Below are 12,969 nucleotides of genomic sequence, written 5' to 3' on the forward strand. Positions count from 1 at the left end.
TCAGTTCACGCCAAGAAGTTCGACGTCGAAGATGAGCGTGGCGTTCGGCGGGATCAGGCCACCAGCGCCGCGTGCGCCATAGCCGAGGTCCGAGGGGATAATGAGCGTGCGCTTGCCGCCGACCTTCATTGTGGCGACGCCCTGGTCCCAGCCGCCGATGACTTGGCCGATGCCGAGGGTGAAGCTGAAGGGCTGCCCGCGGTCGCGCGAGGAGTCGAATTTCTTGCCGGGCTTGCCACCATCATCGAGCCAGCCGGTGTAGTGGACGCTGACCTTCTTGCCGGTCTGCGGCGAGGGGCCGGCGCCGACGACTTCGTCGCGATATTGCAGGCCCGAAGGCGTGGTCACGGTCTCGGCGGATGCGGAAGCGGTCATGGCGATCAACAAGGCTCCGGTGAGGGCAAGAAGCGGACGACGCATGCGGATGGTTCCTGTCTGGCGTGCCGAACCGGCCGAGTAGCACGGCTGTGCCCGCGCGTCAGCGCCTGCCCAAGATCCGCTTGATCAGCGCCTTGGCGTCCCGTTCGATCATGGCGAGGCGAATTCGCCAATCTACCGGGAGCAGGCGGGGCGCCCCGCTCGGTGCAGCGACGATCTCGCAGATCGTCTCCCGGTCGGGAAAGATATCCTCCAGAACAGAACCTGCCAGCGTTGCCGAGTCGAGGCGCCGGGCGAACTCTGTCTCGTGCAGCGCCTCGATGATCTGTGCCTCCAGCAGGAGTCCCGGAGCGCTGGAGCGCTCGGTCTCGTCATAGGTCGTCTTCAGAAGCGTGACCGTGCCGCCCGCCAGGAGGGCGAGGCTGATTGAAAGGGGGCGGCCGTCGAGCCGAAGGATATCGGCGCGCAGGCCGACCGGGCCGCTCGCATCGGCGAAAAGGGCTCGCGCAAAAGACTCGTGCTGGGGCTGACAGGCAAGCGCCGTCCCGGCCCTGCCCTTCCATCCCGCCCGTTCCAGGGCGAGGAAACTGGCGACGGCATCACGCAAGGACGGACCGTGGCTGGCGACATCAAAGCTGAGCGTGCCACGCTCCGATAGACGCCGACGGCGGCGGTGCAGATCCTTGATGCGCGACCGGTGCGGATGGCCCGCGAGGAAGGCGTCGTATGAGGTGCGGCGCTCCACGATCGGTCGCTCGAAACGGTGGGCGATACCGTGCTGCCAGCCTGCCCGATCCATCGCTGCGAGCAGTTCGCCACCGAGCTTCGTCGAGGTGGGAAGCAGCGGCCAGCGCCAGACTCGGTCAGCGGAGGCAGATCGCAGACCCGTCACCAGCAGGTCGAGAGTTTCCGACAGGTCCGGGTCGTCGGCGACGAGCGGGCTCGTCTGCGTGACGAAGGGTGAGAGGAAGGGCTGCGCCACCTTCGCTCCGAGCCCGCTGACGTCGCGCTTGCATGCGAACGGCAGTAGAGCGTCGAGGCCGCTCGGCCCCTGGACCGCAACGAAGGCGAGGTTCGCATCGACGAGCCCCGCAGCATGGTGGGCCGCGATGACGTGGCGGCTGTAATGCGGATGCGTGGTGAGTGCCCGGTCCATCAACGCGTCCCAGGCATCGGGATCGGTGGCCAATTCCGAATAGGTGACGATCGAGACGGAGCGTTGGCCGTCCGCTCTTTGTGGCTCCGTCTTCATGAACAGGCGCGGCCCGAGAACGGAAAGGCCGGTGTGACGATGCCGTGCACGAGGAAGGCCGCCAGCGCCATACCGACTCCGCGAAGGGTGGTGGCCAGCGCCATGGCGATGGCGGCCCCCATGACGCCCATTGACGGGATCAGGCCCACACACAGGAGGGCCGCGAAGGCCAGCATTGCCAGTGTGATGCCGGCGCTGAGACGCTCGCCGTCGATCATGGTCAGCAGATCCTCGCCGGGCCCGAACAGGCTGGCGCCGACATTGCCGGCGATCAGCACGGCGAGGAGCGGGAAGCTCCCTCCGAATTCCGGCCCGAACATCGCGAGCAGGAACGGCCCCGCTGCGACGATAATGAGTCCGACCGTCACTGTGGCGGCGAAGGTGAGTCGCGCCTGCGCGCAGACGAAACGTTTCAGGCCCTCGGCATCCCCCGATGCATGGATGGCGGCGAAGCGCTGGGCGGTGGCTGCGGACGCCGCATAATGCACGAAGGGGACGAATTGCTGGATCCGCGTGGCGACGAAATAGAGGCCCACCGCCATCGGCGGCATCAGCATACTGAGGATGACGACGTCGATCATGTTGAAGGCCGAATGCGCGAGATCGGCCGCCGCAATCGGGAGGCAGGCCCGGAGCCAGGCCCGCCAGCGATAACGCGGGATCTCCGAGGGCAGGACCGCGCGCAGGCGCAGGATGAGGAGCGACGCCTGGATCGCCAGGGCGATGCCCGTGGCCGCCAGGGTGCAGGCCACAGCGACCCACGCCTCGGCCGGCGCTCCGATGGTGACCGCACCCAGCATGGCCGCCATGATGAGGCCCTGGCGCAGGAGATAGGGTGGCGCGATGGCGAGCACCGCCCAGTTCTGGCTGCGGGCGACGCCCTCGAAATAGTCCTGCAGGGTGAAGAGCGGCAGTACGAGTGCGGCGAGAAGCAATGGCCCGCCATACGGCCCGTCGAGAAGGGTACCTTGCATCCAGACCAGTGCGAGGCCGAGGCATGCGACGACGCAGGCGCTCGCACCGGTCACCCATGCGCCTCCGATGAGGAACCCTCGGACATGGGCGAGGTCGCCCCTTGCTTGATCGGCGGGCAGAAAGCGGCAGGCGCCCTGGGCGAATCCCAATGTCGAGGAATGCCCGAGGATGGCGATCCACACCCAGATCGAGGCGAAGATACCGTATTCCGTCCGCCCCATGAGGCGCGCCATTAGCACCTGCGCCCCGTAGGCGAAGACGGCAGCGACAATACGAATGGCAAACACGTCGAGGGCCGCCCCCGCAGGACCTGCGCGGAACGTCTTGAGGCGGCCAATCATCGCGCCGAGGATGCGCCCCTTCGTCCCGTCCGTTGCTAACCCCACTTCGCCCCTCTGAGATCTGAAGTCGGGCCCTGGTGCATCATTCCGGAAACGGGGGGCCTTTTTTCGGAGATGGTCTCGCGATACCGGGACTTTTACGGCATCGTTCCGGTGTTGCGGTGGACGGCGACGCCCATCGGTGCTCGGCTAAAAGAAACAGTGCGAGTGAGATGCGGTGCGCGTCATGGTTTGTCCTTGATCAATGCGCCGCCGCCTCGTGGCGGCGATGGCGGCTTGATCGACGCATCCTTCGGCGGCGCGACGATCACGGCCGGCGCGCCGGCTGTCCCCGTTGCGGCCGGGTCGGGCTGGAGCAGGGAAAGAGTGATCGCCCGCGTCACATGTTCGGCCATGCAGCGCAGGCCGAGATCGTTGAGGCGAAACTGACGCCCCAGCATGTGCGCTTCGCCCTTGTCACTGTTGCCGGACAGGTAGCGCATCGCCTCGTAGCGCTGCACCAGTGGAACGCCTTCGCGCAGGGCCACCTCCTGCACCTTGCGGACGATGCTGCTGTAATACTCGTCCTGAGCCAGCGACGCCGTATAGACGGGATTGACCAGCACCACGTCGATATCGTGCGACTTGATCCACTGAACGGTCTCGTCGAGGGCGCTTGCAAAGGCATCGAGATCGACGCGGGCGAGTGCATCGTGGGTGCCGACCTGCCAGACCACGAGGTCGGGCTCCACCTCCGCCACCATGCCGCGCAGGCGCTCCGCCGCGCCGGAGGCGATTTCGCCCTGCATGCCCCTACTCTCGACCTCCACATCCACATTGGGAAGCGAGCGCTCCAAGGCCGTCTCCAGCTTGACCGGATAGGTGGCGGATGCTCCGGCGCCGGCCGAAGACGATCCGATGGCGAGTACGCGCACCGGACGCTTCTCCTTGAGCGCCGCTTTCACCGAACTCAACCGGGCAAGGGTGTAGAGTTTGGAGCCGGGAACCCGGCATTCAGGTGACAGGCTCACATCAACGGCCTCCGACGCCTCGCCGCCGGGAGCGGGCGCCGCCACGGTCGGCGGTGAGATGATCGTCGCACCGCCTTCCGCCCCGGCCTGCGATGATCCGATGATCATTCCCAGGGAGGCGAGGCCGAGGGAGATCAGGAGTGCCGAGGTTTGCGCGAGCGCCATTCGACGAACCATGCAGTAAAGCCCAGAGCGAACAAACCGAATCCCATGACGCCGACATCCACCAGGATGCCGCCCCCCGTCCAAAACCGCACGAGTTGTGCGGCAAGGCTCAGGAGCGAGCCGATGGAGAAGACTGCCAGTGAATTACGACCAAGTCCCGTCAAATATCGACCGACCGCACCGACATGCGGGACGACGAGCGCGTAGACGCCCTGAAAGGCCAGCAGCACACCGATGAAATGGATCAGCCGCGCGGGCGACAGGTAGGTCTTGTCGAAGGAGAAGATGAGTCGCGGATCGGGGACGAGCAACGGATCGGGCCGGAGGTCGAACACCGACAGGACGATTCCGAGCACGACGATGACGACACCCAGGGGCATCAATCGCCGGGACCAGCGCCGGAGCGTGTCGGATTCGCGGTTCAGATCCTGCCCGACGAATCCGAGCACGAGCAGCAATTGCCAGCACAGCGGATCGAAGAACCAATCCCCCTCGCCCGGCCAGGATGGCAGGTTCCATTCGAAGACGAGGCTTGCGGCATAGAGGGCGAAGGACAGGCCGAGCGCCGCGATCCGGCTCAGCCGGGCGAGCAGGATGAAGACGGGGGCAATGCCCAGGAGCACGACGTAGAGCGGCAGGATATTGAAGAAGCCGAGCTGATGCGTGAGCAGCACGAAACCGACAGTGGTCTGTATAGGGTCCGCGAAGAATCCGCCGGCATTGTGCCATTCGAGTAGAAGCGGGTTGTCGAGAAGCAAAGCCGTTCCGGCGATCATGGCCAGAGCGATCGCCATCGTCGTAATCTGCGCACGGTAGACTTCGATCGTGCGTGAAAGGAGGCGGAGAATGCTTTTCAGGCGCGGTTCCGGTTGCCCGTCGCGCCCGCGCGTGGCGATCCCGATCGACCATCCGGCGAGGAACACGAACAGTTCCGCCGCATCCGAGATGCCGTATTGCGAGTAGGTGTAGCGCTCGAACGTGTTGCCCGGGATGTGGTTCACGTAGATCGTCACGAGGGCGAGGCCGCGCCAGAAATCGATCGCGTTCGGTTCGCGCATAAGGGATCCGAACTCCGGAATGTCGGGCGGGGTGGAGGAGCGCGAAGCGGAATCGGTAGCCACCTCGCAGCGCAACGGCACGGTCTGATAATGCGGTACGCGGCAATCTGCAAAGGCCGTATCCAATCCGTCCGGTACGGGATGAATTCGCACTGTGGCCGATTTGTCGGGGACAGGGCCGGCGGGGAAACTTATGATGTGATCATGCCGTACCCACCGGACACGACGATGTCAGCCAGTCCCGCCCCCGATGCCCAGCCGATTCCCACGGGAGTTCCGGGCCTCGATGCGATCCTGTCGGGAGGATACGCGGCCCAGCGCGCCCATCTCGTCGAGGGACGGCCCGGTGGCGGCAAGACGACCCTCGGCCTCCAGTTCCTTCTCGACGGCGCCGCGCGCGGCGAGACATGCCTCTACATCACCCTGTCGGAGAGCCGCCGCGAGCTGATGTCCGTATGCGAGCGGCATGGCTGGTCGCTGGAGGGGATCGAGATCTACGAACTCGTTCCACCGGAACTCAGCCTAGATTCGAAGCTGCAGCAGAGCCTCGTCCATTCGTCCGACCTCGAACTCGGCGAAACCGTGCGGATGGCCCTCAGCGAGATGGAGCGGGTGAAGCCGAGCCGCGTCGTGTTCGACAGCCTGTCGGAGATCAGGCTTCTGTCGCAGGGGTCGCTGCGCTACCGGCGCCAGGTGCTCGCACTGAAGAGCTACTTCCTCCTCAACGACATCACCGCGCTGATGCTGGACGATCTCAGCGCCGAGCACGACGACCTCAACCTGCATTCCATCAGCCACGCGGTGATCCGGCTCGATCAGATCACGCCGGCCTATGGTGCCCCGCGGCGGCGCGTCCACGTCATCAAGATGCGGGGCACGGAGTATCAGGGCGGCTACCACGATTTCGTCATCCGCAAGGGCGGCATCCTGGTGCATCCGCGCCTGATCGCGAGCGACCATCCGAGCAGCTTCGAGACGGGCACGGTGGAAAGCGGCGTCGCCGAACTCGATCGGGTCCTGGGCGGCGGCCTCGACCGGGGGACGACGAGCCTCATCGTCGGGCCGTCGGGCGCCGGCAAATCCACGCTCGCCATGAGCTACCTGGTGGCGGCCCTCGACCGTGGCGAACGCGGACTGATCATCAGCTTCGACGAGACGCGCGGCATCCTGCTGCAACGCGCCCAGAGCGTGGGAATGCCCCTGGCGGATTTCATCGAAGCCGGATCGCTGCAGATCGAGCAGATCGACCCCGCCGACGTGTCGCCCGGCGATTTCGCGGGGCGCATCCGCGATGCGGTGGAGCAGGATGGGGCCAGGATCGTCATCATCGACAGCTTGACCGGCTACATGACCGCCATGGCGGGCCAGCCCTATCTCGTCATGCAGATGCACGAGCTCGTCACCTACCTGAACCAGCAGGGCGTGGTGACGATCCTGATCCTCGCCCAGCACGGCATGGTGGGGAAGATGGAATCGCCGGTGGACCTGACCTATGTCAGCGACACCGTCGTGATGCTGCGGTTCTTCGAGGCCGGCGGCCGGGTTCGCCGGGCCTTGTCCGTTCTCAAGAAGCGGACCGGTCCGCACGAGGACACGATCCGCGAGTTCAAGATCGACGCCGGCGGATTGCGGGTCGGCGAGCCCCTGCGAAAATTCCGCGGCGTCCTGACGGGCGTGCCCACCTATGACGGGAGCGGCGACACTCTCCTCGTCGAACGGATCGGGGCGAATGGAGAAGCCTTGGACGAGCCCGGACGCGATGCCGCATCCTGAACCGGTCGTCCTGATCCTCGCCCCCCTGGGACGTGACGCGACGGTGGCCTCGGCGATCCTGGCGGAAGTCGGTATCGCCTCGGAATCGATCTCGACTCTCGACGCCCTGGTGGCCGGCCTCGATGGCGCCGCCTGCGCGGTGATGACCGAGGAAGCCTTGCTGCACTGGGACCGCAACGCCATCGCCCAATGGGTCGAACGGCAGCCGCCCTGGTCGGACTTTCCCTTCGTGCTGCTCAGCTCTCGCGGCGGCTCGCCGGATGTGCGGCTGACCGATCTCCTGGGCAACGTGACCGTGCTGGAACGTCCCTTCCACCCCGCGGTACTGGCCAATGCGGTGCGCTCCGCCCTGCGCGCCCGGCGGCGGCAGCGCGAGGTGCAGGCCTATCTGGAGGAACGCCAGCGGACGCACGAGCGCCAGGCCCTGCTGATCCGCGAGCTTCACCACCGCGTCAAGAACACGCTCGCCACCGTCCAGGGGCTTCTCGGAGCGACGGCGCGCTCCACCAAGGACGTCAACACGTTCTATCATTCGTTCTCGGACCGGATCGTCTCCCTGGGCAAGACGCACAACCTGCTCACCGAGGATTACTGGCAGACGGCCCCGCTGCGCGAGCTGCTTCAGAACGAACTCGGTCACTACAACGATGCGACCACCAGCCGGATCGTCTTCGATGGACCGGCGATCGAACTGGCCGCGGACCTCGCCGTCCCCACCGGCATGGCGATCCACGAGCTGACCACGAATGCCACCAAGCACGGCGCGCTGTCGCTGCCATCCGGGCGGATCGCGGTGCGCTGGAGCGTCGACCGGCGAGAGGCCGGGCGGGTCCTCGATCTGAGCTGGACGGAAACGGGCGGCCCCCCGGTGAAGCCGCCGGAGCGCAAGGGCTTCGGCTCGACGCTGCTCCAGCGCGTGCTCGCGCAGCAATGCAACGCCGAAGTCGTCATCGCCTATGAGGCCGAGGGGCTGCGGTTCCAGATGGTCGCCCCCCTGCCCGAAGACCGGCTGGTGCCCGCTTACTGACCCGTCGGGATCAGGATTTCACGATCCGGTCGAGGCGGCCGTTGACGAAGAAGTACAGCTCCTTGGCTCCCGGCTCGCTGTAGAGGACCTGGACCTCGCGGCCGGAACGCCCCTCTCCGACCAGCACGTCCGTCGCGGGTTTTCCCTTCAGCCGGACGAGATCGCACTCGCCAATCCCGGGTTCGATCACGGTCGCGGTACCCGGCGCGGCCTGGCTGCAGCTTCCATCGGCATTGAGCACCGGCCCCGTGACGCTCGGCGACGGGGCCGGCGTGACGGCGACGGAAACCGGCACTCGCACCGGCGCTTCGCGCTCACTGGTGGTGCAGGCACCGAGGAATGCGAGGGTCGCGAGATACGCGGCGGCCATTCTCGGGCGAGGCGAGGCGTTCGTCACTTGACGTCCTTCGAAGTACCGGCCCGCGCCTTCAGCGCAGCGGCGTAGAGATCAGAGACGTCCTTGTGGAAGGCCGCACGCGAATCCGGCCGCGAATAGAACATATGGCCGCCCGGATACACCGCGAGGTCGATCCGCCTGTCGCCGCCGAAGGCCGGCAGCTGGTCGATGAGGAGCTTCGAGGTGAAGTACGGTGTCACGAGGTCGGTGAAGCCGTGGGCCACGAGGACGCGCAGGTTGCCGTCGAGGGCCATGACGCCGCGCAGGGCACCGAGGGATTCCGGCGCCATACGCCCGGAGCCCCAGCCCCAGCCCCAGCCCCGGCTGACCGCGCCGTTGAGGAGTTCGTAGCGCAGGTCGGGCACGCGATAGTTCAGCTTCGCGCCGTAGAGTTCGATCATGGCGCTGGTCAGCGGCGCCTGCATCGCGGTGAGCAGCGGGTCTTCGAAGCCCGAGAAGGTCGCGGCCGGGTCGGGATCCCATCCGGTGATGCCGGTATCGTAGGCGCTGGCGACACGGCCCTCATCCGCGCCGATCTCGCGCTGGACGCTGTTAGAGCTCAGGCGACCGGCCTGGCGCCGGACGAAGGCCGGATCGAGACCGGTGATGGCTCCCACCCTGTCGCCGAGCCGGGCGATGGCCGCCTGGTCGGAGGGGCCCTTCAGGAGGTCGGCGAGGTAATCGCCCGTGGCATAGGCCTCGGTCTCGGCCAGAGCCTTCCGGCTCGGCGTGCCACCGGCGCGCTCGATGGCGGCGGCGGCATAGGACGGCAGCTTCGTCACGTGGCCCCAGGGGGTCGAGCGCGGCGATTGCAGCCAGGCGAAATCGAGAACCGGCGACAGGAGGACCATGCCGGAGAGGCCGATGCCGATCTCCTCCTGCAGCTTTGCGGCGATGAGCGGCCCGCGAAAGCCGCCATAGCTCTCACCGACGAAGAATTTGGGCGCTGCGATCCGGTCGTTCGTGCGCAGCCAGCGGGCAATGGTCGAGGACAGGACCGATGCATCCGCATCGACGCTCCAGTAACGCTTGGCATCGCCATCCGCCGTGCGGCTGTATCCCGTCCCCACTGGGTCGAGGAAGACGAGGTCGGTGAAATCCAGCCACGTGCCGTCGTTGGGAACGAGGCTCACGGGCGTGGACGGGCTGATGCTCGTGCCGTCGAGGGGGAGGCGCCAGGGGCCGATCGCACCGATATTGAGATAGGCCGAGGCCGCGCCGGGGCCGCCGTTGATCGCGAAGGTCACAGGCCGGGTCGCCTCGCTCCTGTCCGCGAGACGATAGGCGATGAAGGCGATCTCGGCCTGGAGCTTGCCGCCCTCATCCACCAGGGGCAGACTGCCGGCCGTGGCTGTGAAGCGCAGGATGCGGCCACCCGGCAGGGTGACGCTGTGCTCGGTGGTGACGTCGGAGGGAAGCTTGCGCCCTTCCGGGCCTCGCTGCTCGACGGCCCGCCGTTCCTGCGGCCTGTCCCCCGCCTGGGGCGCTTGCGCCATGCTGGGCTGGGCGGTGACGAGGAGAACAGCGGACAAGGCGAGGGCGAGACGTCTTGCGCCGCCATCGCGACTCCTCGGGGTCGAGACGATCGAACCTCGGATCATGCGGCTTCCTTTTCGGTGAAAGGCAGGGCAGTCACGCCTTCTTCTGCCAGCGCCCGGATTCGTCCTGCTGCCAATAGGCGATGGTATGGCCCGCCTCCTTGGCCTGCTTCCACTGCGCCCGCGCACCGAGCAGCGCGTCCTGATCGTTGCCGTCGAACAGGACGCAGATACGCTGATACTCGGACGCATCGGACGGCAGCGGCGCGCCGTCCACGAGAAAACGGATGGCGGCGGCGTTGGGATTGCCGTCCTGCAGGGTCAGCACGACGGGCTGGCTCGCCGCCTGCGGGTCACGGTCCGTCCCGTGGGGCAGGAAGCTGTCGTCGCTGTAGGTCCAGAGATGATCGTCCAGCGCCTGAAGTCGATCCTCCCCCGAGACCTGGATCGCCGCGCGCCATTGGCGCTCCAACGATCGCTCGACGAGGTTCGGCAGAACCTTTTCGAGGGGCTGCTGCTGGAGGTGGTAGAACAGGATCTCGGTCACAGGGGTCAGGATAGGCCAATGCCGCCGTTTTGGAAGCGGGGGGATGCCGCTCTTCAGGCGGGCTCGATGAAATGGGGGACGTCAGGCATCGAAGCGAGGATCGCCGTCCGACGAACCGCTCCCTCACCGCCCGATGCAGTACGGTCCCGAATGGAGGATCGAGCTTGATCGTTTAGATCCGGCGGCGACAGAGTTCGCCGATCGCCGGTTCAGGAGGTTATCGAAGCCGCGCTGACAATGCCGTCTGCCAGGCACGGAGCGGCGATCTCACCGCGCTCAATGCAAGATAGGCGATGAAGGCGGGCAGGCCCGAGATCGAGACCATGGCGCCCGCCCCTCCCTCAGACCAGCCGGCTCTGCACGATGGCGGCGGAGATGAAGCTCTTGAACAGCGGGTGCGGCTCGAACGGCCGCGACTTCAGTTCCGGGTGGAACTGCACGCCGATGAACCAGGGATGGCCGGCATGTTCCACCGTCTCGGGCAGGAGACCGTCCGGAGATAGCCCCGAGAAGCGCAGGCCCTTAGCTTCCAGCCGCTCGCGATAGGCCATGTTGACCTCGTAGCGGTGCCGGTGACGCTCGGAAATCTCGGTGCCGCCGTAGATCTCGGCGATCTTGGTATCCGCGCCGAGTGTCGCCTTGTAGGCGCCGAGCCGCATGGTGCCGCCGAGATCGCCCTGGGCGGCGCGCCGCTCCAGTTCGTTGCCCTTGAGCCATTCGGTGAGCAGGCCGACCACCGGCTCCCCGGTCTCGCCGAACTCGGTGGAATTGGCGTCCTCGACGCCGGCAAGCGAGCGGGCCGCCTCGATCACGGCCATCTGCATGCCGAAGCAGATGCCGAAATACGGGATCTTGCGCTCGCGGGCGAAGCGGGCCGCGCGGATCTTGCCCTCGGCGCCGCGCTGGCCGAACCCGCCGGGTACGAGGATTCCGTTGATCCCCTCGAGGAACGGCGCCGGATCCCCGCCCTCGAACACCTCGGACTCGATCCATTCGAGGTTCACCTTCACCCGATTGGCGATGCCGCCATGGGTGAGGGCCTCGGACAGGGATTTGTAGGCGTCCTTGAGGCCGGTATACTTGCCGACGATGGCGATGGAGACCTCGCCTTCCGGATTGCGCACCCGCTCGGAGATCGTCGTCCAGCGCGCGAGATCGGGCTCGCCCTTGGGCTCGATGCCGAAATGCGCCAGGACTTCCCGGTCGAGGCCGGCTTCGCGGTAGGAGAGCGGCACGTCGTAGATCGAGGCGACGTCGCGCGCCTCGATGACGGCGGTCTCGCGCACGTTGCAGAACAGGCCGAGCTTGCGCCGCTCCTCCACCGGAATCGGACGGTCGCAGCGGCAGAGCAGGATGTCCGGCTGGATGCCGATGGAGCGCAGTTCCTTGACGGAGTGCTGCGTCGGCTTGGTCTTCAGCTCGCCGGCCGAGGGGATGTAGGGCAGCAGGGTCAGGTGGACGAAGGCGACGGTGCCGCGCGGCAGTTCCTGGCCGAGCTGGCGGATCGCCTCGAAGAACGGCAGGCCCTCGATGTCGCCCACCGTGCCGCCGATCTCCACGAGAACGAAATCGAACGCCTCGTTGCCCTCGAGCACGAACGCCTTGATGGCGTTGGTGACGTGCGGGATCACCTGGATCGTCGCGCCGAGATAATCGCCGCGCCGCTCCTTGGTGATGATGTCGAGATAGATCCGGCCGGTGGTGATGTTGTCGGCCTTGGTGGCGGCGAGGCCCGTGAAGCGCTCGTAATGGCCGAGGTCGAGGTCCGTCTCCGCACCGTCGTCGGTGACGAACACCTCGCCATGCTGGGTCGGGCTCATCGTGCCCGGATCGACGTTGAGGTAGGGGTCGAGCTTGCGCAGGCGGACCGTATGGCCGCGTGCCTGCAGGAGGGCCGCGAGGGCCGCGGAAGCGAGGCCCTTGCCGAGCGAGGAGACCACGCCGCCGGTGATGAATACGTACCGCGTCATGGGCTTCGGCTCATAAACAAGGGTGGGTGATTCGCCAAACTTCAAACGACCCCGCCGCCAACGGCGGCAGGGCGAAATCGACGCGAACTGTGGACAAGGCGGGCCGGCGACGGTTCGAAGCGAGGTGCGACCGGTCCGGCACGCCTCGCCGAGCCGTGATCAGCGCGACTGGGGCGCCTCGGGGGTCGCGGGCTGGGCCGCGCCCTGACCCGGACGTAGGGTCTCGAGCAGGTTGCCGTTGGGCGCCACCGGCTGGGTCGTCGCGGCTCCGTCGAGGATCGACTTCGGCGCGGCGCTCCGGTGGGAGATCACCGCCAGCGTCATGCTGGTGGTGAAGAACAGAGCGGCCAGGATCGCGGTAGCCCGCGTCAAGGCGTTGGCCTGTCCCCGCCCGGTCATGAAGCCCGATACGCCACCGCCGCTGCTGCCACCGCCGAGCCCGAGTCCGCCTTCGGAGCGCTGCAGCAGGACCACGGCGATGAGGGCGAGAACCACGATGAGGTGAATGGAGATCAGGACGGCATTCATGGCGATTCAG

Annotated in this window: 12 protein-coding genes; 2 read left to right on the forward strand and 10 right to left on the reverse strand. The window is 66.7% G+C overall.

All coding sequences use genetic code 11. From position 1 onward, the window contains the following. The 5 genes from FPV16_RS20115 to FPV16_RS20135 form a co-directional block, all read right to left on the reverse strand. On the reverse strand, positions 1-420 hold the full coding sequence (locus FPV16_RS20115) for an FKBP-type peptidyl-prolyl cis-trans isomerase (RefSeq protein WP_227440141.1): 420 nt from the start codon (positions 418-420) through the stop codon (positions 1-3). Positions 421-478: 58 nt separating this feature from the next. Then, complete coding sequence (locus tag FPV16_RS20120; protein WP_227440142.1) at positions 479-1,630, reverse strand: GNAT family N-acetyltransferase; 1,152 nt, start codon at positions 1,628-1,630, stop codon at positions 479-481. Continuing rightward, positions 1,627-2,946 carry a lipopolysaccharide biosynthesis protein gene (locus FPV16_RS20125; RefSeq protein ID WP_227440167.1) on the reverse strand — a complete coding sequence of 440 codons (1,320 nt, stop codon included), beginning with the start codon at positions 2,944-2,946 and terminating at the stop codon, positions 1,627-1,629. The genes FPV16_RS20120 and FPV16_RS20125 overlap by 4 nt, the downstream gene beginning before the upstream one ends. 224 nt (positions 2,947-3,170) lie before the next feature. After that, the gene (locus tag FPV16_RS20130) at positions 3,171-4,121 is read right to left on the reverse strand and encodes an SGNH/GDSL hydrolase family protein (protein WP_227440143.1); all 951 of its coding nucleotides are present in this window, start codon (positions 4,119-4,121) and stop codon (positions 3,171-3,173) included. Further along, entirely contained in the window at positions 4,091-5,179 is a 1,089-nt protein-coding gene (locus FPV16_RS20135; protein WP_227440144.1) for an OpgC family protein, read from the reverse strand. Before FPV16_RS20135 ends, FPV16_RS20130 begins: the two co-directional genes overlap by 31 nt. A 228-nt stretch (positions 5,180-5,407) precedes the next feature. On the opposite strand from FPV16_RS20135, the gene FPV16_RS20140 reads away from it, so the two are divergent. Both FPV16_RS20140 and FPV16_RS20145 read left to right on the forward strand, forming a co-directional pair. Further along, complete coding sequence (locus FPV16_RS20140) at positions 5,408-6,952, forward strand: ATPase domain-containing protein (RefSeq protein WP_227440145.1); 1,545 nt, start codon at positions 5,408-5,410, stop codon at positions 6,950-6,952. Continuing rightward, positions 6,939-7,979 carry a sensor histidine kinase gene (locus FPV16_RS20145; protein ID WP_227440146.1) on the forward strand — a complete coding sequence of 347 codons (1,041 nt, stop codon included), beginning with the start codon at positions 6,939-6,941 and terminating at the stop codon, positions 7,977-7,979. Before FPV16_RS20140 ends, FPV16_RS20145 begins: the two co-directional genes overlap by 14 nt. 10 nt (positions 7,980-7,989) lie before the next feature. On the opposite strand, the gene FPV16_RS20150 is transcribed toward FPV16_RS20145, so the two are convergent. The 5 genes from FPV16_RS20150 to secG all read right to left on the reverse strand — a co-directional run bounded on the left by FPV16_RS20150 (position 7,990) and on the right by secG (position 12,959). Next, positions 7,990-8,376: a hypothetical protein gene (locus FPV16_RS20150; RefSeq protein ID WP_227440147.1), complete on the reverse strand. Its 387-nt coding sequence runs from the start codon at positions 8,374-8,376 to the stop codon at positions 7,990-7,992. Next, the gene (locus FPV16_RS20155; protein WP_227440148.1) at positions 8,373-9,977 is read right to left on the reverse strand and encodes a S10 family peptidase; all 1,605 of its coding nucleotides are present in this window, start codon (positions 9,975-9,977) and stop codon (positions 8,373-8,375) included. The genes FPV16_RS20150 and FPV16_RS20155 overlap by 4 nt, the downstream gene beginning before the upstream one ends. Positions 9,978-10,008: 31 nt before the next feature. After that, positions 10,009-10,461, reverse strand: a complete 453-nt coding sequence (locus FPV16_RS20160) for a DNA polymerase III subunit chi (RefSeq protein WP_227440149.1) — start codon at positions 10,459-10,461, stop codon at positions 10,009-10,011. A gap of 341 nt (positions 10,462-10,802) precedes the next feature. Beyond that, positions 10,803-12,431, reverse strand: coding sequence for a CTP synthase (locus FPV16_RS20165; protein WP_027172415.1), 1,629 nt, complete (start codon positions 12,429-12,431; stop codon positions 10,803-10,805). 159 nt (positions 12,432-12,590) lie between these two features. Further along, positions 12,591-12,959, reverse strand: a complete 369-nt coding sequence (gene secG / locus FPV16_RS20170) for a preprotein translocase subunit SecG (RefSeq protein WP_227440150.1) — start codon at positions 12,957-12,959, stop codon at positions 12,591-12,593. Between the last annotated feature and the right edge of the window lie 10 nt (positions 12,960-12,969).

The sequence above is a fragment of the Methylobacterium sp. W2 genome (assembly GCF_020662345.1).
Classification (GTDB): Bacteria; Pseudomonadota; Alphaproteobacteria; order Rhizobiales; family Beijerinckiaceae; genus Methylobacterium.

Bases quoted from the DNA above. Each gene is read 5' to 3' on its own strand.
- FPV16_RS20120 (WP_227440142.1), bottom strand. From the start codon at position 1,630: ATGAAGACGGAGCCACAAAGAGCGGACGGCCAACGCTCCGTCTCGATC.
- secG (WP_227440150.1), bottom strand. From the start codon at position 12,959: ATGAATGCCGTCCTGATCTCCATTCACCTCATCGTGGTTCTCGCCCTC.
- FPV16_RS20135 (WP_227440144.1), bottom strand. From the start codon at position 5,179: ATGCGCGAACCGAACGCGATCGATTTCTGGCGCGGCCTCGCCCTCGTG.
- FPV16_RS20155 (WP_227440148.1), bottom strand. From the start codon at position 9,977: ATGATCCGAGGTTCGATCGTCTCGACCCCGAGGAGTCGCGATGGCGGC.
- FPV16_RS20140 (WP_227440145.1), top strand. From the start codon at position 5,408: ATGTCAGCCAGTCCCGCCCCCGATGCCCAGCCGATTCCCACGGGAGTT.
- FPV16_RS20130 (WP_227440143.1), bottom strand. From the start codon at position 4,121: ATGGCGCTCGCGCAAACCTCGGCACTCCTGATCTCCCTCGGCCTCGCC.
- FPV16_RS20115 (WP_227440141.1), bottom strand. From the start codon at position 420: ATGCGTCGTCCGCTTCTTGCCCTCACCGGAGCCTTGTTGATCGCCATG.
- FPV16_RS20145 (WP_227440146.1), top strand. From the start codon at position 6,939: ATGCCGCATCCTGAACCGGTCGTCCTGATCCTCGCCCCCCTGGGACGT.
- FPV16_RS20125 (WP_227440167.1), bottom strand. From the start codon at position 2,946: ATGATTGGCCGCCTCAAGACGTTCCGCGCAGGTCCTGCGGGGGCGGCC.
- FPV16_RS20165 (WP_027172415.1), bottom strand. From the start codon at position 12,431: ATGACGCGGTACGTATTCATCACCGGCGGCGTGGTCTCCTCGCTCGGC.